We start from the raw sequence: 24,125 nt of genomic DNA, 5'->3' as shown, positions 1-24,125 counted from the left end.
GCGTCGGGTTAGGCCGGCGCCGACCCAGGTGACGACTGCGGGCCCTGGCCGTAGTTCTGGGCCTGCTGGCCGCCGGGGGGATTGGAGTAGTTGACCGTCGCCGAACCAGCGTCGGAGCCGCTGCCCGCGTTGGCCGACGGCGGCGGACCGTAGCTGGGGAAGCCGGTGGGCGGCGTGGTGGGTGTCTGAAAGGTGGGCTGGGGTCCGGACTGCCCGGCGGCCTGATGCCCGGACTGCGCAGCCGGCTGCGGCCCGGACTGGGCCGACGGCGCGGCACCGAATCCGCCCGTCGACGGATTCGAGCCGGAGGTCGGGATGACGGACTGCGTTGCCATGTTGCCCTGGCTCGGCTGCTGGCCCTGTCCAGGGCTCGAGCCGTACCCGCCGTAGGGCGACCCGTACCCGCTGGGCGGCGCCTGCTGCGGCGACTGGATTCCTGGTTGCGCCTGTTGGGCCGGCTGACCGTAGTACGGCTGCTGCCCATACTGCTGCTGGCCGTACTGCCCGTACTGGCCGTATTGCTGCTGGTAAGGGTCGTACTTGGGCCGCGGCGGCGGCATGGTGATCACGCCGGACTCCAGCAGAAGGGCAGCGACGGCAGAGGCCGCCTGAAGGAAACTGAAAGTCAGGACCAGCCACAGTCCCCACGGAGTCGAGCCGTTGTCGGGCGCGTTGACGGTCTCCGAGATCGCCAGCAGTAAGCCGAGTACCGAGATTGCAGAGATCACGCCCAGGTGGGGCTTCGCCTTGGGCACTAGGCCAACGGCAGCCAGCAGCCCCGCCAGCAGGGCGGCGACCATGGACTGCACCACGCCACCGGGGCCGTAACTCGCGAAGTACGCCGCCAGGCCGAGGCCCACCACAGCGAAGCCCAGATACAGCGGAAGCTTGTTTTCAGCGGGTTCCTTGGCGAAATCGGGGGTGGCCGGCTGGGCGCCGCCGGGGTAGGACCCGGAGGGCTGCTGCGCGGGTGGATATCCGGGACTACCGGGTGAGTAGGTCATTGACTCCTCCTGTTGTTTCCCAGGCTGGCCGCGCTTGCGTGGCGACGTGATTCGACCAACAACGCTAGCGCACGTTGGAGTGCCGGTGCGGGGGCGCTCAACCCCCGCTTGCCCACCGCAGGTAGAACACGTTCTAATCCTGTTCATGGATTTCGGGCTTGTGCTTTTCACCAGTGACCGCGGCATCACTCCGGCGGCAGCCGCAAAGCTTGCCGACGACCACGGCTTTCGTACGTTCTACGTGCCAGAACACACGCACATTCCGGTCAAGCGTGAGGCGGCCCATCCGACGACGGGCGACGCATCGCTGCCGGACGACAGGTATATGCGCACGCTGGATCCGTGGGTGAGTTTGGGCGCGGCGTGCGCGGTGACGTCGCGGGTGCGGCTGTCCACCGCGGTGGCGCTGCCCGTCGAGCACGACCCGATCACGCTGGCGAAAAGCATCGCGACGCTCGACCATCTGTCGCGCGGAAGGGTCAGTCTGGGCGTTGGGTTCGGTTGGAACACCGACGAGCTCGCCGATCACGGCGTGCCGCCCGGGCGCCGGCGCACGATGTTGCGCGAGTACATCGAGGCGATGCGGGCCTTGTGGACGCAGGAGGAGGCCGCCTACGACGGCGAGTTCGTCAAGTTCGGGCCGAGCTGGGCGTGGCCCAAACCGGTGCAGGCGCACATTCCGGTGCTGGTGGGCGCCGCGGGGACGGAAAAGAACTTCAAGTGGATCGCCCGCAGCGCCGACGGGTGGATCACCACCCCGCGCGACTTCGACATCGATGAGCCGGTGAAGTTGCTGCAGGACACCTGGGCCGCTGCCGGTCGGGACGGGGCCCCGCAGATCGTGGCGCTGGACTTCAAGCCAGTAGCCGAGAAGCTGGCCCGCTGGGCCGAACTCGGCGTCACCGAGGTGCTGTTCGGGTTGCCCGATCGCCCCGAAGCCGAGATCGCCGCCTACGTGGAGCGACTGGCCGGCAAGCTGGCCGCGCTGGTGTAGCGCGAGCAGACGCAGAGTCGCCCCCCGCGGGGCGGATTCGTGCGATTCTGCGTCTGCTCGCGTTACAAAGTGCAGCGGTTGCCGTAGTCGAAGGAACGCACCCGGACCGGTTGGCCGAGTGGGTCGCCGTCGGTCAGCAGCGTGATCAGCTCGTCGTTCTCGGTGGTGGCCAAAAACCGGCTGCCGTCGTCGAGTCGGCCGATGACGATGCCGGTCAGCCGCCCGTTGTCGCGACGCACGGTGTAGGTCTCGACGGTGGCGGACCCGTCGGCCGTCTCGGTCACCGGCACGGCCGGCGCGCTGTCGATCTGCGCCTGCAACCGCGCGCTGCCGTCCGGCTTCCACTCCGCCGGCGAAGTGGAGTACACACCGACGGAGTACTTGCTCATGATCCCGCCGTTGGCCCCGACAAGGCCGAATTGCCCTGGTACGCTTCGCATCCGGGCTACCGTTTCGGCGATGCCGTGCATCGAATAGTTGTTGCCGGCGCCGCCGAAGAACGGCAAGCCACCGGTCAGGGTCAGGCCGCGCGGGTCGTCTGGCGCGATCCCCAAGCCGTCGCAAATGTTGAACACCGGGACCGGAAAGCAGCTGTACAGGTCGAAGGTGGCGACGTCGTCGACGCCGATTCCGGCCATGGCCAGCGCCTCGCGCACCGCCGTGACGGCTGACGGGGCGTGCCCGAGATCCGGACGCGCCAGCAGTGCCTGCTCCTGCAGGTCGGCGTGCCCGTGCAGGTACACCCAGTTCTCCTCGGGCACGCCCAGGCGACGTGCCGTGGCAACCGACATCAGCAGGGCGGCCGCACCCTGGTTCACCTGGTCGCGCGCTACGAGCAGCCGCGGGTAGGGCTCCGAGATCATCCGGTTGCGGTCGGTCACGGTGATCAGTTCGTCGACGCTGTATTCGACGGGCGCGGCGGCCAACGGGTTCCCTGCGGCGACCTTGGTGAACGGGGCGAACAGCTCACCCATCCGCCGCAGATACTCGGCCGGCCCGAGTCCGGTTTCGGCCCGTCGGGCGTTCTCCATCAGCGCGTACTGGGTCGGTGCGTCCACCAGACCGTGAATGACGGTGTAGCGCGAGATGATTCCGTCGATGCCCTGCCCGCGGTCTTCCAGGTCACCGTCCACCGTTTCGGTAAAGTCCGGCTTCTGGTCGGCACGCGCGAAGTGCCGCAGCGTAGACGTCGCATCGGAGCCGAAGACGAGTGCGGCCTCCGAGCGTCCCGCGGCGATCTCGGCGGCCAGCTCGCTGACCAGATGCTGGGGCCCTTGACCGCCGACGATCTCGAGGATCGCGCGGGCCGGCCGCGCCCCGATCCGGTTGGCCACCGATCGCGGGTAGTTGTTGGACCGCCCCAGCGGAGCGTTGGCGACAGGACCGGAGATCTCGAATTGGCGCACACCGGCGACGGTGTCGATGGCGTCGGCCACCGATGCGGCGTCGACGCCACAGTCCTTGAGCGCGCTCTGGGCCGCGGCGGCGGCCAGCTCGACGGGTGACATCGCCCGGTAGTCCGGATCGTCGATGCGCTCGGCCGCCTGCCCGACGCCGACGATGACGGGCGTCCGCCGGTCTGGATTCATAGCCTTACTATCTACCGCAGGCCGGTCCCAGCGCCGCGGCTGGGGTGCGCGAACAGACGCAGAGTCGCACGTTTCTGGTCAGAAACGTGCGACTCTGCGTCTGCTCAGCGGCTAGAGGCTCTGCAGGATCTCGCGGGCCAGGGCCGCCGTCTCCGAGGGCGTCTTGCCCACCTTCACGCCGGCGGCTTCCAGGGCTTCCTTCTTGGCGGCAGCCGTTCCCGACGAGCCCGACACGATCGCGCCCGCGTGGCCCATCGTCTTGCCCTCCGGGGCGGTGAATCCAGCGACGTAACCGACGACCGGCTTGGACACGTTGGCCTTGATGAACTCGGCCGCCCGCTCCTCGGCGTCACCACCGATCTCGCCGATCATCACGATGAGTTTGGTGTCGGGATCCTTCTCGAACGCCTCGATCGCGTCGATATGGGTGGTGCCGATCACCGGGTCACCGCCGATGCCGATCGACGTGGTGAATCCGAAATCGCGCAGCTCGTACATCATCTGGTAGGTCAACGTGCCCGACTTGGACACCAGCCCGACGGGACCTGCGCCGGTGATGTTGGCCGGGGTGATGCCGACCAGCGACTGTCCGGGGCTGATGATGCCCGGGCAGTTGGGGCCGATGATCCTGGTCTTGCCGCCCTTGTCTGAGTTGTAAGCCCAGGCATAAGCGGTGTCCTGCACCGGGATTCCCTCGGTGATGACCACCAGCAGCGGGATCTCGGCATCGATGGCCTCGATGATGGCGTCCTTGGCGAACTTCGGCGGCACGAAGATGATCGAGACGTCGGCGCCGGTCTTCTCCATGGCCTCGGCGACACTACCGAATACCGGCAGCTTGACGATCCGGCCGCCCTTGTCCTCGTGGGTGACCGTGGTGCCGGCCTTGCGGGCGTTGACCCCACCGACGATCTGCGTGCCGGCCTTGAGCATCCGGGCCGTGTGGACGGTGGCCTCGCTGCCGGTGATGCCCTGAACGATGACCTTGTTTTCTTTGGTCAGAAAGATTGCCATTAGGGTCGTAGCTCCTTTTTTTTCTCAGGCGCTCGCCAGCTGGGCGGCCTTGTCGGCGGCCTCGTCCATCGTCGGCACCAGCGTCACCAGCGGGTGGTTGGCCTCGGCCAGGATGCGCCGGCCCTCGTCGACGTTGTTGCCGTCCAGCCGCACCACCAGTGGCTTGTTCGCCTCGTCGCCAAGGATTTCCAGGGCCTTGACGATTCCGGTGGCAACCGCGTCGCACGCCGTGATGCCGCCGAAGACGTTGACGAAAACGCTTTTGACCTGCGAGTCGCCCAACACCACGTCCAAGCCGGCGGCCATCACCTCCGCAGAGGCACCGCCACCGATGTCCAGGAAGTTGGCCGGCTTGACTCCGCCGTGCTTCTCACCGGCGTAGGCGACGACGTCCAATGTCGACATCACCAAGCCCGCGCCGTTACCGATGATGCCGACAGATCCGTCGAGTTTGACGTAGTTGAGGTCGTGCTCCTTGGCCTTGAGCTCGAGCGGGTCGGTGGCCGCGCGGTCTTCGAACTCGGCGTGGCCAGGCTGGCGGAAGTCGGCATTGGCGTCCAGCGTGACCTTGCCGTCCAGGGCCAGGATCCGACCTGGGTCGTCTTCCCCGCGGGAAGGAGTGCGCACCAGAGGGTTGACCTCCACCAGCGTCGCGTCCTCGGCGACGAACAGCTCCCACAGCTTGGCGATGGTGATCGCGGCGGCGTCGAGCACCTCGGCCGGCAGATGGCCCTGCTCGGCGATGGAGCGCGCGGTCGCGAGATCGACCCCCTTGACGGCGTTCACCGGGACCTTGGCGAGGCGGTCCGGCTTGGTGGCGGCCACCTCTTCGATCTCCATGCCGCCCTCTACCGAGCACATTGCAAGGTAGGTGCGGTTCGCACGGTCGAGCAGAAAGGAGCAGTAATACTCCTCGGCGATGTCGCTGGCCTCGGCCACCAGCAATTTCTTGACGATGTGGCCCTTGATGTCCAAGCCCAGGATGTTCTTGGCGTGCTCGTAGGCGTCCTCCGGGGTCGCGGCGTACTTGACGCCCCCGGCCTTGCCTCGTCCACCGATCTTGACCTGCGCTTTGACCATCACCGGCCGACCGATCTCCGCGGCGATGTCACGCGCGCCTTCGGCGGTGTCGGTTACCCGGCCGGGAGTGCTGGGTACGTTGTGCTTCGCGAACAGCTCTTTCGCTTGATACTCGAAAAGATCCATGTGCTCACTGTCTTTACTTTGCCTGTAGGGAGGCGGCACCGGTCTCGGCGGCACGCACGGTGAACTGTATCCACCCACCGAATGGGGCCCACCCGTGGCCCCGCCCCCCGGCGGTGGCAAGGCATAAACGGAATGCGGCACAGCTCATCTGGCACTCGAATGTGCTAAACGTGATCAAGCTCACAATCCCGGTCATGATCTCGGCCGCGAGTTGCCAGCCCCGTAGGTCAGCGGATACCGTCTCAGGGTCCAGATAACGTTAAGGTCACGATCCGAGGACTTTTCAGGTTGTCGCAGCACCGACTCGCACGTTCTCGCGTCGCTGCAGGGGCAGTACGCACCAACCGCGAAGGCTGGGCTCCTCACCACCAGAACGAAGTCACCGAAATCCTCCCGCTGGACGGCTTCGACTTCGACGATCTCGACGACCTCTACGACACCGACATCGGCGACCTGCAGCTGGAGGTCGACTTCGCCGTCGACAACGAAGCCCAGGTACTGCTGGCCCCCGAGCTCGATGATCTGCATGACACCGACAACCTGACTCCGGTGCGGCTGACAGCGCCCACTGACGTGCTCCCGCGGGTGACCGTGCAGCCCCACACCGAACCTCGCCCCTTTCGTTCAGACGCCCTGAGCGTCGTCCGGGTTCCGCAGCGAGGTGGACAGCACCGCAAGCAGCCGACCAGTGCGGCCAAGGGTCGCCTGATGATCTCGGCGATGGCGGCCGGCGCGGCGGCCGCAGCCGGGCACGCAGCGCTCACCCACTCCGACACCACGAAGACCGAGACCGTGCTTAGCGCAAACGCGTCGTCGCTGCTCGGGGGGTCGGGCAGCACCGCGACCCGGGGGGTGCAGGTCGTCGCGGTGCAGCCGGCGGCCAATGCCGCGGCCCACAACTTGGAGCTCGCCAAGGGCATGGCGTTCGCCCAGGAGCGCGCCCAACGCGAGGCGCGACTGCAGCAGCCGCTCTACGTGATGCCCACGAAGGGGATTTTCACGTCGAATTTTGGGTATCGCTGGGGTGTGCTGCACGCGGGAATCGATTTGGCCAACTCGATCGGAACGCCCATCTACGCGGTGTCCGACGGTGTCGTCATCGACGCCGGACCCACCGCCGGCTACGGAATGTGGGTCAAGCTGCGCCACGCCGACGGGACCGTCACGCTCTATGGCCACGTCAACAGCACGCTGGTCAGCGTCGGCGAGCGCGTGATGGCGGGCGACCAGATCGCCACCATGGGCAACCGCGGCTTCTCCACCGGCCCGCACCTGCACTTCGAGGTGCTGCTGGGCGGCACCGAACGAATCGACCCCGTGCCGTGGTTGGCCAAACGCGGACTCAACGTCGGCAACTACGCCGGTTGAGCCGGTGACCGCGCCGAACACCCCACCCCCAGGCGCACAACCGGCCGGGCCACCCATCGCGCCCGAAACCAAGGCCCGGATCATCCGTCGTGCGCCGACGGGACCGATGCCGACCGTCCCGGAGTCGCCAACCACCCAACTTCCGCCGCCGGTCGATCCGGGATCCCGGCGCCTGGGGCCTCGCCTCGACGAGCCGACGGTCGGCACGACCGTCGGCGCCTGCGCGGTCAGCATCGTCAGCGGGTGGGCCGCGTCGGTAGTGGCTACCGACCTGATCGCCGGCTGGTGGCGGACCGACCGCCTGTTCTGCATCGCGGTGGGCTTTCTCGCGCTGGTCTTCGCGTTGGCCACCATCTCGGGCGTGATCCTGCTGTTGTTACACCGGCCTGTCGGACGGTGGCTGATCGCGGCGGGTGCGCTGGTCGCGTTGCTGACCTACGGCGGCATATTTCTCGCGGGCGCTCGGGTGGCGTGGATCGTCTACACGCTTTGGGTGCTGCCGGTGGCCAGCATCGTGCTGGCGTGGCATCCGCGAACGAAACGCTGGCTGCTGGGTTAAGGCGCTTGTCGCGCCGAACGTGTTCTGAGGGCTGGAATTTCGCGATTTCTACGCCCTGGGTGCACGCTCGGCGCCACGGCTGAATCCCCGACGTTCAGAGTTTGGCGACCGGCGCGTGATTGTGCATCAGCTTCACCCGCCCGGCACTGCCGAAGTCGATCAACGACATGGCCGACTCGCCGACTCCGGAAACTTCCTCGACGCGGCCCAGGCCGTACTTGTCGTGGGTCACCCGATCACCGGGCTGCAGCACCAACAGCGGGCGCTTGCTCGCCGGGCGTGCCGGGGACGGACGCGGGGCACCGAAGCGGCCCGCGCCGCTCACCGGCGCGCTGAACGACGGCTTCGGGGCGGTACGCCGCCAGTCGATGAGGTGTTGCGGGATCTCGCGGAGAAATCGCGACTCGGGGTTGAGCATCGGCTGCCCCCAGGATGACCGGACGATCGCCCTACTCAAATACAGTCGTTGCCGCGCCCGCGTGATGCCGACGTACGCCAGCCGTCGCTCCTCGGACAGTTCCGTCGGATCGTCGAGCGCCCGCATGTGGGGGAACATCCCGTCCTCCCAGCCGGTGACGAAGACGACCGGGAACTCCAGACCCTTGGCGGTATGCAAGGTCATCAGCGTCACCACACCGGCACTGTGCTCGGGGATCTCGTCGCTGTCGGCGACCAGCGACACCCGTTCCAGAAACGCCGCCAGCACACCGGTATCCGGCACATCTTCGTCCTCGGGTGGCCGCTCTGCTTCCAGTGCTTCCGCTTCCCCGGTTTGCAAAGCCAGGTCGATACTGAATTCGTGTGCGACGCTGACGAGTTCATTGAGGTTGTCCAGCCGCGCCAGCTCCTGCGGGTCGGTGGACGACTCCAATTCCCGACGGTAGCCGGTGCGTTCCAGCACCGACTCCACCAGATCGCCGAGGTCGTCGTCGAGGCGCCCGCGCAGTTCGTCGAGCATTTCGACGAAACCGGCGATCGCCTTCTCCGCGCGGCTGTTCAGCATCGCAACCTTGCCTTCGGCCGCGGCCACCAGCGCGTCGGCAAACGTAGCGCCGGTGTTCTCCGCGTACACGGCCACACAGGCTTCGGCACGGTCACCGATACCGCGGCGCGGGGTGTTGAGGATGCGCCGCAGGCTCACCGCGTCGCCGGGGTTGTCCAGCACCCGCAGGTAGGCGACGATGTCGCGAATCTCCTTGCGCTCGTAAAACCGCACTCCCCCAACGACTTTGTACGGAATGCCGGAGCGGATGAAGACCTCTTCCAGCGACCGCGACGAGTTGTTGGTGCGGTAGAAGACAGCGACGTCGTTGTAGGTGATCTCGCCGCCCTCGGTCAACGCGTCGATTTCCTGAGCGACGAACCTTGCCTCGTCGTGCTCGTTGTCGGCGACGTAGCCGACGATCAACTCGCCGTCACCGGCGTCGGTCCACAGTCGCTTCTCGCGGCGGCCCGCGTTGCGGGAGATCACCGAGTTGGCCGCCGACAGGATGTTCTGCGTGGAGCGGTAATTCTGTTCCAGCAGAATGGTTCTGGCGTCCGGGTAGTCGCGCTCGAAGTCTTCGATGTTGCGAATTGTGGCGCCGCGGAACGCATAGATCGACTGGTCGGCATCACCGACGACGCACAGTTCCGCCGGCGGTACCGCGTCGCCGGAAGGGTCTTGGGGTTCTGGGCGCCCGCGACCGGCCAACTCGCGCACCAGCACATATTGCGCATGGTTGGTGTCCTGGTACTCGTCGACGAGGACGTGCCGGAATCGTCGCCGGTAGTACTGAGCGATCTGCGGGAACGTCTGCAGCACCGCGACGGTCTCGTTGATGAGGTCGTCGAAGTCCAGCGCGTTCGCCGCCCGCAGCCGCCGCTGGTATTCGCCGTAGACCGATGCCACGGTGCGGGCCAAGTCGTCGGAGTCGTCGGACAACTCCGACACCGCCCGGTGCGGGTCGATCAACTCGTTCTTCAGGTTGGAGATGGCATTGGCCAGCAGCCGCGGCGAATACCGCTTGATGTCCAAGCCCATGTCGCGGCCGATCATCTGCAACAGACGCCGCGAATCGTCAGCGTCATAAATGGAGAAGTTGGAGTTCAGGCCTTCGATCAACGATGCCTGGTTGCGCAATATCCGCACGCAGGTCGAGTGAAAAGTGGACACCCACATGTACCGGGCCCGGTCGCCGACCAGCCGGACTACCCGTTCGCGCATCTCTGCGGCGGCCTTATTGGTGAAGGTGATGGCCAGAATCTGACCGACCCCGACGCCGCGGGCCGCAATCAGGTAGGCGATGCGCCGCGTCAACACCGCCGTCTTGCCCGAGCCCGCTCCCGCCACGATCAGCAGCGGCGAACCCTCATGTACCACCGCCTGGCGCTGTTGCGGGTTGAGGCCTTCGAGTAGTCGATCCACTTCCGGGGGTGCCAATCCCGATGGTGTTTGGGGAGCCGTTGCATGCACACTCATGTCGGTCCAAACTTACCGCCGACGGGAGACAACTTTGCGCCGGTACGGCCCTTGATGGCACACTCGGTTGGTGCTCCACGTGCAGCCCCGATTTTCTTATGGGTACCGGCCAGCGGTGCCTTGGGTGTAGCTGCTATTCGCACAGCCCCGTGGTCCGCTTCGGATTCGGGGCTCGTTTCTTGTGTGAGGCCTGACGCCGGATGAGACCAGAACCCCCACAACATGAAAGCGCGGAGTCAGCAGAAATGAACGCAGAGACAATTCAGGCCCCTGAGGCCGACATCGAAGAGTTGCGGCATGAGATCGACCGACTGGACGCCGAGATCCTCGCGGCGGTCAAGCGGCGTGCGGAAGTTTCCCAGGCGATCGGCAGGGCGCGAATGGCGTCCGGCGGCACCCGGCTGGTGCACAGCCGCGAGATGAAAGTCATCGAGCGCTACAGCGAACTGGGTCCCGACGGCAAGGATCTGGCCATGTTGTTGTTGCGTTTGGGTCGTGGCCGGCTCGGGCACTAAAGCCCTGTGCCGCTTTGTGCGGCCCGACGGTCGATCTGCGGCGAGGTCTGGGTGGCGGCTGAACCGGGGATTAGGGTCGAACCATGACTTCCGCCGGCGACGATGCAGTGCGAAGCAATGAGGAGGAGCGGCGCAGATGACTTCCGTGCAATCAATCCCTGACATCACCGCCACCCCCGCGTGGGACGCTCTGCGCACGCACCACCAACAGATCGGACAAACCCACCTGCGCCAGCTCTTCGCCGACGACCCCGATCGCGGCCGCGAGCTGACCGTCACCGTCGGCGACCTCTACATCGACTACAGCAAACACCGCATCACCCGCGAGACGCTGCGGCTGCTGGTCGATCTGGCACGGGCCGCACACCTCGAAGAGCGTCGCGACGAGATGTTCTCCGGTGCGCACATCAACACCTCGGAGGACCGCGCGGTCCTGCACACCGCGTTACGGCTGCCCCGCGACGCCGAGCTGGTGGTCGACGGCCAGAACGTAGTCGAGGATGTGCATGCCGTCCTGGATGCGATGGGTGACTTCACCGACCGGTTGCGCAGCGGCGAATGGACCGGGGCCACGGGTAAGCGGATCAGCACCGTCGTCAACATCGGCATCGGCGGTTCAGACCTGGGTCCGGTGATGGCATATCAGGCGCTGCGCCACTACGCCGACGCGGGGATTTCGGCGCGGTTCGTCTCCAATGTCGACCCCGCCGACCTGATCGCTGAGCTTGCCGACTTAGACCCTGCCACAACGCTTTTCATTGTCGCATCCAAGACGTTCTCCACACTGGAGACGATCACCAACGCCACCGCCGCGCGACGTTGGCTGACCGACGCGCTCGGCGACGCCGCGGTCTCCCACCACTTTGTCGCCGTGTCCACCAACAAGCGCCTCGTCGACGACTTCGGGATCAACACCGACAACATGTTCGGCTTCTGGGATTGGGTTGGTGGGCGGTACTCGGTCGATTCGGCGATCGGGCTGTCGCTGATGGCAGTCATCGGGCGGGAGGCCTTCGCCGACTTCCTGTCCGGATTCCACATCGTCGACGAGCACTTCCGCACCGCCCCGCTGGAGGCCAATGCGCCTGCGCTGCTTGCCCTTATCGGCCTGTGGTACTCCAACTTCTTCGACGCGCAGTCGCGCGCCGTCCTGCCCTACTCCAACGACCTGGCGCGGTTCGCGGCCTATCTGCAACAGCTGACCATGGAGTCCAACGGCAAGTCGACGCGGGCCGACGGCAAGCCGGTGAGCACCGACACCGGCGAGATCTTCTGGGGCGAACCGGGAACCAACGGCCAGCACGCGTTCTACCAGTTGCTGCATCAGGGCACGCGGTTGGTGCCGGCCGACTTCATCGGCTTCAGCCAGCCGCTGGACGACCTGCCAACCGTCGAGGGCACCGGCAGCATGCACGACCTGTTGATGAGCAACTTCTTCGCCCAGACCCAGGTGCTGGCGTTCGGCAAGACAGCCGAGGAGATCGCCGACGAGGGCACCCCCGCGGACGTGGTGCCGCACAAGGTGATGCCCGGCAATCGCCCGTCGACCTCGATCCTGGCAAACCGGCTCACGCCGTCGGTGCTGGGCCAGTTGATCGCGCTGTACGAGCATCAAGTGTTTACCGAGGGCGTGATCTGGGGCATCGACTCCTTCGACCAGTGGGGTGTGGAGCTGGGTAAGACCCAGGCCAAGGCGCTGCTTCCGGTGATCACCGCGGACGGGGCGCCCGAAAAGCAGTCGGACAGCTCGACCGACGCGCTGGTCCGTCGTTACCGGACCGAAAGAGGCCGCACGAGCTAGCTTTGCCCGGTCCTTTTCAGCCGTGAGCGTGCACAGTTGTACGCCTCTCTGCGGCGTGTGGTGTACAGACACGCACGCTCGCGCCAAAGGCGGGCTGTCACCGCGCTGAGACGGTGAGCTCGGAGCCGAGTCGCCGCACAAAGGTGCGCAGGCGTTCCTGGGACGCGGTCTGCGGATCACTCAGGTGCAGCTGCAGCAATTCTCGACCGGCCGCGTGCAGGATGCGCGCGGTGTATTCCGGCTCGTGCAGCGCGGGATTGTGGCGCAGCAGTTCCCGGACGAAGAACTCGTTCACGACGGCCTGAGATTTAGCCAGGCGGGCATACAACTCTGGCGGAGCCCCCTGCGGCGGAAACAGGAACAGCCGCCATGTTGCCGGGTGCGCGTCGACCGCGGCCAGCACCCCGTCGAACGCGAGGATCAGCGATTGGTCGTCAGGGGCCGCGTCCAATCCGGAGATCGCCTCGGCGAACTGCGCGCCGGCCCGCGCCGCCTCACGGTCGATCAGTTCGACGAACAGCCCGGCCAAGTCGCCGAACTTCTGATAGATCAACGATCGGTCGATGCCGGCAGCCTCGGCGATGCGGTTGGGTGTCGCCGCGTGGAATCCTTCGGCGTCGACGATCGCGTGCGTGACGTCGAGAATCTGCTCGCGCCGCTGCTCGGCGGTCATGCGCCGCTTCGGGCGTTCCACGCTTGACAGCATAACTAACGCCTTGTGAGTATTACTCACTAAGTGTTAGTTAGCGGAGGTTGTGATGGTCTCGTATTACCCCGAACTCGCGCAGCGGGTCCGAAGCCAGCGCGATTTGCAGCCCGATCTCTATGGAGACTTCAACTTCGACCAGCAGCCGGACCGCCTGGCCACCGAACCCGACGTCGACTCCGCGCTGCCGGCCTGGGTCGCCGATCGTGGGCCGATCCTGGCGGACGACCGCGTGATGGAATTGATCAGCACGGCCACCCTGCTCGGCGACGTCGTCGCCGATCCCTATGCGGCACTGATGAATACGCACAGCGTCACCCAGCTGATCGACATGCTCAAGACGGCCTGCCGCAAGGGAATCGAGGCCGTACCCGACGCGCCCCCCGAGCTCGTGGCGTTTATCGCCGCCATGGAGGCCACGCCGGAGTGGATCGACTTCGACCTGGTACGAGAAGGCGCTCGCCAAGAGCGCATCCCCGCCGCGCTGCTGGCCCCGTTCATCACGCGAGGAGCCTTTATCGCGACCTTCACCAATACCTACGCCGCGCTGCCGATGGCGTTGACCGGTGCCCTTTCGGGCAAGCGGGCGGCTCGGCGGGTCAACGAGACAGCCAGTTTCTTCGCCGTCACCACCCTGCCCGGTGCGTTGGACCGCTACGGCCCGGGCTTCGAAGCTGCCGCCATGGTCCGGTTGATGCACTCGATGGTGCGCTTCAACGCCCTGAAGAAGCCAGGCAAGTCGGGCCTCAAATGGGATAAAGCCATCTACGGCATGCCGGTCCCGCAGGTCGACCAGATGCCGGCCGGAATGATCGGCCAGTACCTGCTGGCCCGTAGGGCGCGTCAACAGGGCCGGACGAAGTTCACCGCCGAGGAACGCGCCGTCGTCGAATTCGCCCGGTATCGCTGCTTCCTGCTCGGATTGCCGGAGGAATTGCTGCCCGCCGAGCCGGCCGACATCATGCACGTCATGCACGCGCGCTCGGCACTGCTGCGCGACGGGTTCGACGACATCTGCCGCGAGCTCGTCAGCGGCACTATGGCGGCATATCTGCGCCCCGGCACCACCCTGTTCGACCGTTGCGCCGAGGCGGTCGAGAAGAGTTTCAGCAAGCTCACCTTCGTGCGCACGTTCTGCGGTGGTGACCGCGACGTGGCCGAGGCCATGGGCGTCTCAATGGGCCCGACGGACCTCGTGCGCGTGGCGCTGACCGCGCCGTTCATCATCGGACGATTCACCGCCGTTCAGCACGCCAGCCGCATCCCGGTGATTCGGGACATCACCGACGCATACGTCATCGGGCTGCTCAAGCTACGGCTGGCAACCTACGGTAAACCCGAATTCACCACCGACGCATCGCATTACACGCCGGTCGCGCACTGAGCCCAGGGGCCGCGAGCGTGCGCAAATGTACACGCTCGCCCGGCGTGTCGCGTGCAAACGCGCACGCTCGCCGGTGAGTGAGTCAGGCGAAGCGCTTGGTCAACGACGGCGGCAGCACCCGCATCAACTGCACCAGCGGCGCCCACGGCCACCACGGCACGGCGGCACGGCCGGGTTCGCGCTCGATCGCGGCGACGAGAGCCTTGACGCCAGTTTCGTTGTCCACCAACAACATTGTGCTCTCTGACTTGGCCGTCATCTCCGACTCGATGTAGCCGGGTTCCATCACCGATACCTTGATGGGCCCCTTGGCGTATTCGGCGCGCAGCGATTCGCCCAGCGAGCTCACGCCGGCCTTGCTCGCCGCGTAGGCGGCTTTGACGCCCGGCACTCCCTTGTTGCCGAGCACCGAGGAGATGAGCACCAGATGGCCCGACCCGCTCTTGTGGAACATCTCCAGCGCGGTCTCGATCTGCACCAGCGCCGCCACCAGGTTGGTCTCGATGGTCGCCTTGTTCGCCCACAGCTTGCCGGAGCCCAGCCTGGCGCCCTTGCCGATGCCGGCGTTGACGATGACGCGGTCGATGCCGCCCAGTTCGTCGGCCAGTTCGGCGAACACCTTGGGCACCTGCTCGTGGTCGTTGACGTCCAGCGCGGCGACCGCGATCTTGATATCCGGATACCGCTGGGACAGTTCGGCTTTCAGCTCGTCGAGCCGGTCGGTGCGACGGGCGCACAACGCCAAATCGCGGCCCTGGGCGGCGAACGCACGCGCCATTCCGGCGCCCAGGCCGGAGCTGGCCCCGGTAATGAGGATCTTCTGCCGAGTCACCCGGGCAGCATATCGGCTACTTCAACAGCCGCGACATGCGCCGGTCGGCCAGCACCTTGCCGCCGGTCTGGCAGGTCGGGCAGTACTGAAAAGACTTGTCCGCGAAGGACACTTCACGCACGGTGTCTCCGCATACCGGACAGGGCAACCCGGTGCGGGCGTGCACCCGCAGACCGGAGCGCTTCTCGCCTTTCAGCGTGGCGGCGCCCTGGCCGACCGACCGGCTCACCGCGTCGGTCAGCACCGACACCATCGCGTCGTGCAGGTTGGTGAGCTGTTCGTCGGTCAGCTTCGCCGCCGTCGCGAACGGCGAGATCTTGGCGACGTGCAGGATCTCGTCGCTGTAGGCGTTGCCGATGCCCGCGATGACCTTCTGGTCCGTGATGACGGTTTTGATGCGGCCGGTGTTGCCCGCCAATACCCCGGCCAGGTCGTCGGGGCTGAGCTCCAGCGCGTCCGGGCCCAGAGCGGCGATGCCCGGCACCTGCTTCGGGTTGTCGACGAGCCACACCGCCAGCCGCTTCTGGGTGCCGGCCTCGGTGAGGTCGAAGCCCGGCGCGCTTCCCGGCGTGCCCAGGTGGACGCGCAGCCCGATCGGCCCCTTGCCGGGCCGCAACGGCGCGGCGGCCAGCTGCTCGGACCACCGCAACCAGCCCGCCCGCGACAGGTGCGCGATCAAGAACAGCTTGCCCGCTTGAAGGCCCAGGTACTTGCCCCACCGCTGGGCTCCCTCGACCGTCTGGCCATGCAGCGCGTTGATCGGGGGATCGAAGGTCTTCAACACCGACAGCGCGGCGACATCGACGCGGCCGACAGTCAAACCGACCGCGTGGCGGCGCAAATGGTCAACCAGCGCTTCGATCTCGGGGAGTTCGGGCACGCGACCAGTCTGCCGATTGCCGCAGCGACGTGTCCATGGCGCCGCCGTCAGCGGGCTGTGCCACGGTGGCGCTGGCGACCGTCTTGCCACCGGCGGCCGCCTGCATCCCGGAGCCGTTCGCGCCGCCGGCGGAGGGCGCCGGGCTGCTGCCGAGACCACTCTGGCCGGCACCACCGCCGATACCGAGGGGGACACCGGCGGCGGCCAACGCGCCCGCCCCGCCCAATGCGCCGTACCCACTGTCACCCCAGAGCAGGCCACCCGGACCACCCGGACCACCCGCGTCCGCGGTGTCGCCAGTGCCGCCACTGACGTGGCCGGCGTTCGCAACGCCAGCATTCGAGCCCAGGCTGACCGCCCCAGCACTCGCCAGCAGCCCGCCCCGGCCGCCTGCACCGCCGCTACCGGCATTGCCGGCATTGGCGAATAGCCGTCCGCCTGCAGCCCCGAGAGGGACATCCCCAGAGATCGGCCGTCCGGGAGTGACCGGCGCAGCGACCGTGTTGCCCGCCTCTCCGGCGGCGCTGGCCAGCGGCGAGGCGTTGGCAGCCTCGCTGAGTGCATATTGCGCCCCGCCGGCATTCATGAGCTGCACGAACTGGCTGTGGAACAGTGCCGCCTGATTGCTCAGCGCCTGATACATCTGCCCGTGTGCGCCGAACAACGCCGCGAGCTCGGCCGATACCGAATCGGCGCCGGCCGCCATGATCGCCGTCGTAGGTGTCGCAGCCGCCGCGTTCGCGGCGCTGATCGTCGAGCCGATATTCGCCAAATCCGCCGCCGCCGACTGGACGTAGGCGGGCGCCGCTACCACAAAAGACATTCCGTACCCCTCGCGAGCCCAGCGATCACGGCCACCTCTAGACCTACGGGCAAGACGCGATCGTAGCGCGATCAAGATCACCGCTTCGGTGAAACCTGCGAACCCGCTGCGAAAGCGCCAGAAAAGCCTGTCACCTCCAACTTCGGCGCGTCCCGGCGGCGCGTTACCGAGCTTGTGGCGCCCTGAGCAGATAGGTGTCCATGATCCAGCCGTGCCGCGCTCGGGCGTCGGCGCGTAGCGCCTGAATACGGGCCCCGACTTCGCCGACGGTGCCGGCGACCAGCAACTCGTCGGCGGTGCCCAGATAGGCGCCCCACCAGATCGACGTGCCGGCCGGGCACACCTGAAAGGAGCAGTCGGCGTCGAGCATCACCACGGCCGAGCCGGCCAGCCCGTGCTCCCGCAACTGCCTACCCGTGGTGATCAGCACCGGTTCACCGACCTCGTTGAGCGGGATGCGGTGCCGGGCGGTCAGCGCCTGGACCGCCGTGATGCCGGGAACGACGTCGTAGTCGATATCGACCTCGGCCGCGACGGCGTCGAGGATGCGCAGCGTGCTGTCGTACAGCGACGGGTCACCCCAGGCCAGGAACGCCCCGGCGTCCTCGGGACCCAGTTCGTCGGCGATGGCCGACGCCCATATCCGGGCGCGGGCCGTGTGCCAGTCGGACACCGCCTGGCGGTAGTCGGCGTCGCCGGCGCGGGGCGGGTCGGGCAGCTCGACGAATCGATAGCCGGGCTTGCGGATGAACCGCGCACAGATTTCCCGGCGCAGCGCCAGCAGGTCGCTTTTGGTCTCACCCTTGTCCATCGCAAAGAAGACCTGGGTGTCGTTGAGCGCCTCGATGGCCTGGACGGTCAGGTAGTCGGGGTCCCCCGCGCCGATGCCGATGACGTGGATGCGCCGGCTCACCCGGGCAAGCCTATGCGGATTGCGTCGGATCGACACCGCAAACCTCTAGCCGATACCTCCGGTACCGGATACCATGCGTATTGACTATCGATTGTGATCTCCCGCACGTCTGAAGCACTGAAGGGAAGCAACGATGACCACTGCGGTCAAATCGGATGGGCCGAGTCGCGAAGAGTTCTCCGAGCGTCTGCTCAAGGGCTCGGTGAAGAAGTCATATGAGCCGGTCGTCGATATCGACTGGGATGCGCCGCTGGACCCGGACAAGTTCTTTCTGCCGCCGCGGCTGGTCTCCCTGTACGGCACCCCGATGTGGGACGAAATGACTCGTGAGCAGCAGATCGAGCTGTCGCGTCAGGAAATGGTCAACACCCTCTCGGCGGGCATCTGGTTCGAGAACATGCTCAACCAGTCCTTGCTGCGGACCATCCTGCACGAGGACCCAACGTCCAAGACGGTCCACTACAAGCTGACCGAGCTGGGCGACGAGACCCGCCACATGGTGATGTTCGGCAAGGCCATCGAGCGCATGGGCGCCAAGCCGGTACAGCCGCGGCGGATCCACCGGATGATCATCAACCTCTTGCCGCTGGTGTTTCAGCGCGGCTCGATGCTGTGGGTGGCCGCCCTGATCGGTGAGGAGATCTTCGACTCGCTGCAGCGCCAGATGATGGACGACCCGGAGCTGCAGCCGATGATCCAGCGCCTGATGCGCATCCACGTCACCGAGGAAGCCCGCCACATCCAGTTCGCGCGCGACGGCGCGCGCAAGAGGGTCCAGACCATGCCGCGGCTCAACAAACTGTGGATGGCCAACTTCAACGGACTCGGTGGATATTTCTTCCGCTACCTGTTCAACAACCCGGTCCCCTACGCGCGGGTGGGCCTGGATGCAGCGCGGGCACGCAAACTGGCGCGCAGCAGTCCGCACCGGCATGAGGTCCACAAGGCCGGGTTCGCCCCACTGGCGGCGTTCTTGGCCGAGGTAGGCCTGCTCGGCCCGATCGCGCGCTTCGGGTGGAAGCGGACCAAGTTTCTGTGACGTCCGGGACCGTCGTCGTCGGCGCCGGAGCCACCGGGCTGGGAGTCGCGACCGAGCTGCTGACTGCCGGCGTCACCGATTTCGTGATGCTGGACAAGGCCCCCCTCGCAGAGGCGCGCCGACGCGACTGTCCGGCCGCGCCGGCCGGCCGGCTCAGGTCCGGCTGCGAGATCGTCGGCTCGGTGTTCGACGACGACACCGACACCTGGACGTTGCAGACCAGCTCGGGCGAGACGATCCGGGGTCGCGTCGTGATTGCGGCGCACCAACCGCCGTTCGTGCCGTGGATACCGGAACTCAACGGGTGCAACGACTTTGGGGGAGCTTCGTTTCACGCGTCAGCCTGGGATCCCGATTTCGATCCGGCGGGCAAACGCATCGCGATGGTGGGCACGGATGCCGGCGCGGGCTATCACATCGGCCGGCTGAAGGGCTCGGCGGTAACCGTCTTCGCGCACGCACCGCGCTGGGTGGTCACGCACATGTCGCCGTGGGTCCCGCTGCGCACCGTTCCGGCCCTGCGCTGGGTGCGCGCCCGCACCCGGACGCGTCGCGGACCATTGGTGGCGGATTCGCCGATCGACACGCTGACGCCCACCGGGATACGCACCCGCGATGGCGTCGAGCACCGATTCGACGCCATCGTCTACGGCACCGGCTTTCAGATTCCCGACGGAATGCCCGACGGCGCCCTGGTGGGCGCCGGTGGTCTGACCATCCGGCAGGCCTGGTACCACGGCATGGAGCCCTACCAGGGGGTTGCCCTGCACGGATTCCCCAACTACTTCTTCGTCACCGGGCCCGATATCGGCATGCAGACCAGCTACGTCGCCAATTGCGTAAAACTCCTGCACAGCAGCGGTCGCACCCGCATCGAAGTGCTGCGCAGCAGTCAGCAAGTGTTCAACGAGCGCGCCCACTTGGGGCCGGCCCGGGCTCATCAGGCGGCCAAGGCGTTCGACCTGACGACCGGGGCGGCCGACGACGAACAGACCTACGACGGCGACGCGACGCTGACCATAGCCGACGCCGCGCACCCGGTCCGCGTTCGACTGCGGGGCCATCTCGATCCGATCGACGGCCGTTACCACTGGCAGGGCACGGTTTTCAGCTCGATACCAGAGAACACGCTCAAACGGGCGCGAGCGACAACGATCACCGTCGGCGAACGCAGTGTCCCCGCGCGCATCGTCGAGCAGACGCCGTGGGGCACGCATTCGATCGCCGGGGTGGGTGCGCCTCCCTATGAGCTGACCCGAGCTTGAGACACGACGAAATTTCTTAGCTGTTGACAGGCGAAGAATGCGGTTAGGCTGACCCTCAACCACACCCGAGGTTGCCCACGGCGCCCAAGTGGGTAATCGACGTTAGTGTTGCGCACATCGGAGGGCCCAGACACGACCAAATCGACAGGCTCGGCGTTAGCAGGGGGCGGCGCTTGCGGCTGGCAACGTCGAGGCATCTTCTCGACTCGTCTCCGCCCAGTGCTGCGTTCGCCCGTCGCCGGCGCAATACGGTCAACCAACTCCCACGTCGAGGATGGCTGACAGAGATCCGAAGCATAATGCCGCCGAGAGGCGGCATTCGTCGGCAATTTGACCAGGCAGGAACTCGAGGAGTGCCAGATGGAACGGGACGGGTGGATGCGGTGAGCGCGATCGCCGATTCGGCCAGCTCGTTGGCCGTCGCGTCACGGACGGAGGAGTCGGTGGTCGTGCTGACCGTCGACGGTGTTTTGGACACCGCCAATTCGGCGGCCTTGCTGGACAGCATCGTCAAGGCGACCCGCAAGGGGCCGCCCGCGGTGATCGTCGACGTCACCGCGCTTCGGGTGCCGGAGGAATCGGCGTGGTCGACGTTCTCGGGCGCGCGCTGGCAGCACGACGGCCGCCCGGAGGTTCCGCTACTGCTGGTCTGCGGGAATCGCAGCAGCCGCGAGGCGCTCCAACGCAGCGGGGTGGCCCGCTTGCTGCCGGTATACGCGACTGACAAGACGGCGATGAAGGCCGTCGCCAAGCTCGCGCGCAACAAGGTTCGGCGGGCCAAAGCGGAGTTGCCCGCTCATTTGTCCAGTCTCCGGGAGTCGCGTCAGCTGGTGCGCGAGTGGTTCACCGCCTGGTCGCAGCCCGGGCTGATCCCGGTTGCCCTGGTGGTGGTGAATGTGTTCATCGAGAACGTGCTGGAACACACCGGTAGCGAGCCGCTGATGATGATCGAGTGCGACGGCCAGACCGCGACGATCGCCGTGTCTGACACCAGTTCCACACCCGCGGCGCGCCTGCCGTCACCCGCCAAAGGTATCGACGTGTCCGGCCTGGCCATCGTCGACGCTCTGTCGCGGGATTGGGGCAGCACTCCCACCGCGTCGGGCAAGACGGTATGGGCGATCATCGGTCCGGAAAACCAGCTCTAGCAGCCCCCTTCGCCGGCCAAATTAGAACACGTTCTACTGTCGTGTTGTTGCCCGTTGACGGAAGGTGAATGTCGTGCGGTTCAGCTTTGCGGAGTCACTGACCGACCCTTCGTTCTACATTCCGCTGGCCAAGGCGGCGGACGAGGCCGGCTACCACAGCATGACGATCGCCGACAGCCTGGCCTACCCCTTCGAGTCCGACTCCAAATACCCGTACACCCCCGACGGCAGCCGGGAGTTTCTGGACGGCAAGGAGATCATCGAGGCCTTTGTGCTGGCCGCCGCACTGGGCGCGGTGACGACGAAGCTGCGGTTCAATTTCTTCGTCCTCAAGCTGCCGGTCCGGCATCCGGCGCTGACCGCCAAGCAGGCGGGCTCACTCGCCGCGCTGACCGGTAATCGGTTGGGACTCGGCGTCGGCACCAGCCCGTGGCCGGAGGATTACGAACTGCTGGGCATCCCATTCGAGAAGCGCGGCAGGCGGATGGACGAGTGCATTGCCATCGTGCAGGGCTTGACCACCGGCGACTACTTCGAGTTTCACGGTGAGTTCTACGACATCCCGAAGACGAAGATGAGCCCGGCTCCCACCCAACCGATCCCGATTCTGGTCGGCGGCCATGCCGATGCAGCGCTGCGGCGGGCAGCGCGGTTGGACGGCTGGATGCACGGCGGCGGCGGCGACGCCGAGGAACTCGACCGGCTGATCGCCAAGGTCAAGAAGTACCGCGAAGAAGAGGGCAAGACCGGGCCGTTCGAGATCCACGTCATCTCGATGGACGCCTACACGGTGGACGGCATCAAACGGCTTGAAGACAAAGGCGTCACCGACGCCATCGTGGGCTTCCGGTATCCCTACATCAATGGGCCCGACACCGAGCCGCTGGAGAAAAAGATCCGGCACCTGGAACGGTTCGCCGAAAAAGTGATCTCGAAGGTCTAGCGGCGGTCACAGAGAATCCCACTTCGGGGCGCGCTTTTCTTGGTGCGCCTTGGCGGCTTCGGCCGGATTGTTGGTGAAGCCGGTCAGCATCTGCGTGCGGTTCTCGATCTCGATGGCATGCCGCAAACTGGGTGCGTCCAACGCGGTGTTGAGGCCAATCTTGGTCTGCCACACCCCGAATGCGTTGTTCTCGGCGATCGACCGCGCCATGTTGAGCGAAGCTGTGATCAGATGATCCGGTGCCACCACCTCGTGGACCAGCTTGATGCGATAGGCCTCGTCAGCATCGATGATGCGACCGGTCAGCATGAGTTCGCGTGCCACCCCGGCGCCGACGATCTTCGGCAGCAGATAACTGGTGCCCATGTCCATCGACGAGAACCCCGCCTTGATGAACACCGACCCGAACCGCGCGCTTTCGGAGGCAATCCGGATGTCACAGTGCAACGCGAAGGCCAGCCCGCCACCGACGGCGACACCGTTCACCGCGGCGATAACCGGGATGGGTAGCTCGTAGAGCCGAATGTACTGTTCCGCCAAGCGAACCTGAGCGTCATAACTGGCCTTGAACGGCGGGCTGGTCGGCTTCGGTTTGGTCCAGGCCTCGCCGGTGCCGCTCAGGTCTGCGCCGGCGCAGAATCCGCGTCCGGCGCCGGTCAGGATCGCGACGCGGTATTCGCCGGACCCGAGCGCGTCCAGGCAATCGTCCATCGCGTCGATCAGCGACCCGTCAATGGCGTTGAGGCGTCTCGGCCGGTTCAGGGTGATCAGCGCGATGTTTTCCTCGAGCGTTCCACGTTCCACGGCAGCCATATCCCAAACCGTAGGGCACAGCCGATGTTCAGGGACACGACCCACGGTGGTTTGGGCGCAGCATCGAAGGAGATTTCGCACACGGCGTGAACCGAAGACGACATCTGGGACCTGGCCAGCAGCGTGGGTGCCTGTCGCGAAAGTGCAACTGACGACGGCCCTTCTCGGGAAATGTGTTGTCAGTTGCACTTTCGCGGCCGGTGCGGTTGGCTTTCGGTTGTCGCTCGGAGGCGGACAAAAAGACATACACCCGAAATTCTGTGACGGATGAGACTCATGAGAACCATCCGGCCCACCGGTTCTGTGCACCACCAAGCTGCCAGGACACACGTCGACTTCTTACGACACCTGTGCCTCAACAGCGTGTGGCCAGCCAGTCCGCCTGCATCGTCAGCAACGCCATTACCTCCAGCTGTGGAGTATCAGCGTCGAGTTCGCGATAGCGCTGGTAGACATTGACGACGACTCGCTCCGCATCCAGCCACGTCGCATACTCGCCAAGGTCGATGGTGTCGGCGGCCTCGGACCACGACAGGCCCTTGCGGTAGGCGGCCTCGGCCTGTTCGGACACGTGCGCGAGATAGCCACGGACCGCCCGGATTCCGTCCGGATCGGTGACCGGACCGTGGCCGGGCACCACCGTCGGCGCGTCCAGCGCAATCATCGTGTCGCAGGCCGCGATCCAGTTCGCGATCGGACCGGCCCACACGATGGGCGTACACCCAATGAACAGCAGATCCCCGCCGAACAGCACACCGGCGTCGGGCACGTGCACCACCGAGTCCGCAGCGGTGTGGGCCGGACCCAGGTTCAACAGGTTGATCTGCCGACCGCCGACCTGCACGCTGAGCTCACGCTCGAAGGTGAG

Annotated in this window: 22 protein-coding genes and 1 pseudogene; 10 read left to right on the top strand and 13 right to left on the bottom strand. The window is 66.3% G+C overall.

Annotated features, from left to right (window positions below):
- Positions 1-8: 8 nt before the first annotated feature.
- The gene (locus A5791_RS25665) at positions 9-1,004 is read right to left on the bottom strand and encodes a DUF5336 domain-containing protein (protein ID WP_067243119.1); all 996 of its coding nucleotides are present in this window, start codon (positions 1,002-1,004) and stop codon (positions 9-11) included.
- A gap of 145 nt (positions 1,005-1,149) precedes the next feature.
- On the opposite strand from A5791_RS25665, the gene A5791_RS25660 reads away from it, so the two are divergent.
- The gene (locus A5791_RS25660) at positions 1,150-1,998 is read left to right on the top strand and encodes an LLM class F420-dependent oxidoreductase (RefSeq protein ID WP_067243117.1); all 849 of its coding nucleotides are present in this window, start codon (positions 1,150-1,152) and stop codon (positions 1,996-1,998) included.
- Positions 1,999-2,060: 62 nt separating this feature from the next.
- On the opposite strand, the gene A5791_RS25655 is transcribed toward A5791_RS25660, so the two are convergent.
- The 3 genes from A5791_RS25655 to sucC form a co-directional block, all read right to left on the bottom strand.
- Entirely contained in the window at positions 2,061-3,587 is a 1,527-nt protein-coding gene (locus A5791_RS25655) for an acetyl-CoA acetyltransferase (protein ID WP_067243116.1), read from the bottom strand.
- 111 nt (positions 3,588-3,698) lie between these two features.
- Positions 3,699-4,601: a succinate--CoA ligase subunit alpha gene (gene sucD, locus A5791_RS25650; protein ID WP_067243114.1), complete on the bottom strand. Its 903-nt coding sequence runs from the start codon at positions 4,599-4,601 to the stop codon at positions 3,699-3,701.
- Between the two features lie 24 nt (positions 4,602-4,625).
- On the bottom strand, positions 4,626-5,807 hold the full coding sequence (gene sucC, locus A5791_RS25645) for an ADP-forming succinate--CoA ligase subunit beta (RefSeq protein WP_067243112.1): 1,182 nt from the start codon (positions 5,805-5,807) through the stop codon (positions 4,626-4,628).
- A gap of 288 nt (positions 5,808-6,095) precedes the next feature.
- On the opposite strand from sucC, the gene A5791_RS25635 reads away from it, so the two are divergent.
- Complete coding sequence (locus A5791_RS25635; protein ID WP_067243108.1) at positions 6,096-7,175, top strand: M23 family metallopeptidase; 1,080 nt, start codon at positions 6,096-6,098, stop codon at positions 7,173-7,175.
- 4 nt (positions 7,176-7,179) lie between these two features.
- Entirely contained in the window at positions 7,180-7,734 is a 555-nt protein-coding gene (locus A5791_RS25630; RefSeq protein WP_067243106.1) for a hypothetical protein, read from the top strand.
- A gap of 94 nt (positions 7,735-7,828) precedes the next feature.
- On the opposite strand, the gene pcrA is transcribed toward A5791_RS25630, so the two are convergent.
- Positions 7,829-10,195: a DNA helicase PcrA gene (gene pcrA, locus A5791_RS25625; RefSeq protein WP_067243103.1), complete on the bottom strand. Its 2,367-nt coding sequence runs from the start codon at positions 10,193-10,195 to the stop codon at positions 7,829-7,831.
- A gap of 200 nt (positions 10,196-10,395) precedes the next feature.
- Here pcrA and A5791_RS25620 point away from each other — a divergent pair, with 200 nt between their 5' ends.
- Positions 10,396-10,710 (top strand): chorismate mutase, encoded by a 315-nt coding sequence (locus A5791_RS25620; RefSeq protein ID WP_082967138.1) that lies wholly within the window; start codon positions 10,396-10,398, stop codon positions 10,708-10,710.
- Between the two features lie 136 nt (positions 10,711-10,846).
- On the top strand, positions 10,847-12,511 hold the full coding sequence (gene pgi, locus A5791_RS25615; RefSeq protein ID WP_067243098.1) for a glucose-6-phosphate isomerase: 1,665 nt from the start codon (positions 10,847-10,849) through the stop codon (positions 12,509-12,511).
- A gap of 97 nt (positions 12,512-12,608) precedes the next feature.
- Here pgi and A5791_RS25610 read toward each other — a convergent pair whose 3' ends face one another.
- Positions 12,609-13,184, bottom strand: a complete 576-nt coding sequence (locus tag A5791_RS25610) for a TetR/AcrR family transcriptional regulator (RefSeq protein ID WP_067243125.1) — start codon at positions 13,182-13,184, stop codon at positions 12,609-12,611.
- An 85-nt stretch (positions 13,185-13,269) separates the two neighbouring features.
- Here A5791_RS25610 and A5791_RS25605 point away from each other — a divergent pair, with 85 nt between their 5' ends.
- The gene (locus tag A5791_RS25605) at positions 13,270-14,601 is read left to right on the top strand and encodes an oxygenase MpaB family protein (protein WP_067243096.1); all 1,332 of its coding nucleotides are present in this window, start codon (positions 13,270-13,272) and stop codon (positions 14,599-14,601) included.
- A gap of 82 nt (positions 14,602-14,683) precedes the next feature.
- On the opposite strand, the gene A5791_RS25600 is transcribed toward A5791_RS25605, so the two are convergent.
- The 5 genes and pseudogenes from A5791_RS25600 to cobF all read right to left on the bottom strand — a co-directional run bounded on the left by A5791_RS25600 (position 14,684) and on the right by cobF (position 18,049).
- A complete protein-coding gene (locus tag A5791_RS25600) occupies positions 14,684-15,433 on the bottom strand; it encodes an SDR family oxidoreductase (protein WP_067243093.1) in 750 nt (249 codons plus the stop codon).
- 16 nt (positions 15,434-15,449) lie between these two features.
- Positions 15,450-15,917: a zinc finger domain-containing protein gene (locus A5791_RS27420; RefSeq protein WP_231996013.1), complete on the bottom strand. Its 468-nt coding sequence runs from the start codon at positions 15,915-15,917 to the stop codon at positions 15,450-15,452.
- A gap of 207 nt (positions 15,918-16,124) precedes the next feature.
- Positions 16,125-16,313: pseudogene (locus tag A5791_RS27580) on the bottom strand (DNA-formamidopyrimidine glycosylase family protein); the annotation flags it as partial.
- On the bottom strand, positions 16,279-17,136 hold the full coding sequence (locus A5791_RS27575; RefSeq protein ID WP_082967136.1) for a PE family protein: 858 nt from the start codon (positions 17,134-17,136) through the stop codon (positions 16,279-16,281). The pseudogene A5791_RS27580 and the gene A5791_RS27575, both read right to left, overlap by 35 nt.
- 163 nt (positions 17,137-17,299) lie before the next feature.
- A complete protein-coding gene (cobF, locus tag A5791_RS25585; RefSeq protein WP_067243086.1) occupies positions 17,300-18,049 on the bottom strand; it encodes a precorrin-6A synthase (deacetylating) in 750 nt (249 codons plus the stop codon).
- 133 nt (positions 18,050-18,182) lie between these two features.
- Here cobF and A5791_RS25580 point away from each other — a divergent pair, with 133 nt between their 5' ends.
- The 4 genes from A5791_RS25580 (at position 18,183) to A5791_RS25565 (ending at position 22,444) form a co-directional block, all read left to right on the top strand.
- Entirely contained in the window at positions 18,183-19,088 is a 906-nt protein-coding gene (locus tag A5791_RS25580; protein ID WP_067243084.1) for a diiron oxygenase, read from the top strand.
- Positions 19,085-20,353: a DUF4873 domain-containing protein gene (locus A5791_RS25575; RefSeq protein WP_231996011.1), complete on the top strand. Its 1,269-nt coding sequence runs from the start codon at positions 19,085-19,087 to the stop codon at positions 20,351-20,353. The genes A5791_RS25580 and A5791_RS25575 overlap by 4 nt, the downstream gene beginning before the upstream one ends.
- 374 nt (positions 20,354-20,727) lie before the next feature.
- Positions 20,728-21,501 (top strand): STAS domain-containing protein, encoded by a 774-nt coding sequence (locus tag A5791_RS25570; protein ID WP_231996012.1) that lies wholly within the window; start codon positions 20,728-20,730, stop codon positions 21,499-21,501.
- A gap of 73 nt (positions 21,502-21,574) precedes the next feature.
- A complete protein-coding gene (locus A5791_RS25565; RefSeq protein WP_067243121.1) occupies positions 21,575-22,444 on the top strand; it encodes a TIGR03619 family F420-dependent LLM class oxidoreductase in 870 nt (289 codons plus the stop codon).
- Between the two features lie 6 nt (positions 22,445-22,450).
- Here A5791_RS25565 and A5791_RS25560 read toward each other — a convergent pair whose 3' ends face one another.
- Positions 22,451-23,257: an enoyl-CoA hydratase/isomerase family protein gene (locus A5791_RS25560; RefSeq protein ID WP_067243080.1), complete on the bottom strand. Its 807-nt coding sequence runs from the start codon at positions 23,255-23,257 to the stop codon at positions 22,451-22,453.
- Between the two features lie 355 nt (positions 23,258-23,612).
- On the bottom strand, positions 23,613-24,125 hold a 513-nt coding region (locus A5791_RS25555; protein WP_156661611.1), incomplete at its 5' end, for an MBL fold metallo-hydrolase.

It is taken from the genome of Mycobacterium sp. 852002-51163_SCH5372311, from assembly GCF_001667115.1.
In the GTDB taxonomy this organism is placed as follows: Bacteria; Actinomycetota; Actinomycetes; order Mycobacteriales; family Mycobacteriaceae; genus Mycobacterium.
Note: the sequence above shows the minus strand (reverse complement) of the source record. Positions and strands in the feature narration are given on the sequence as shown.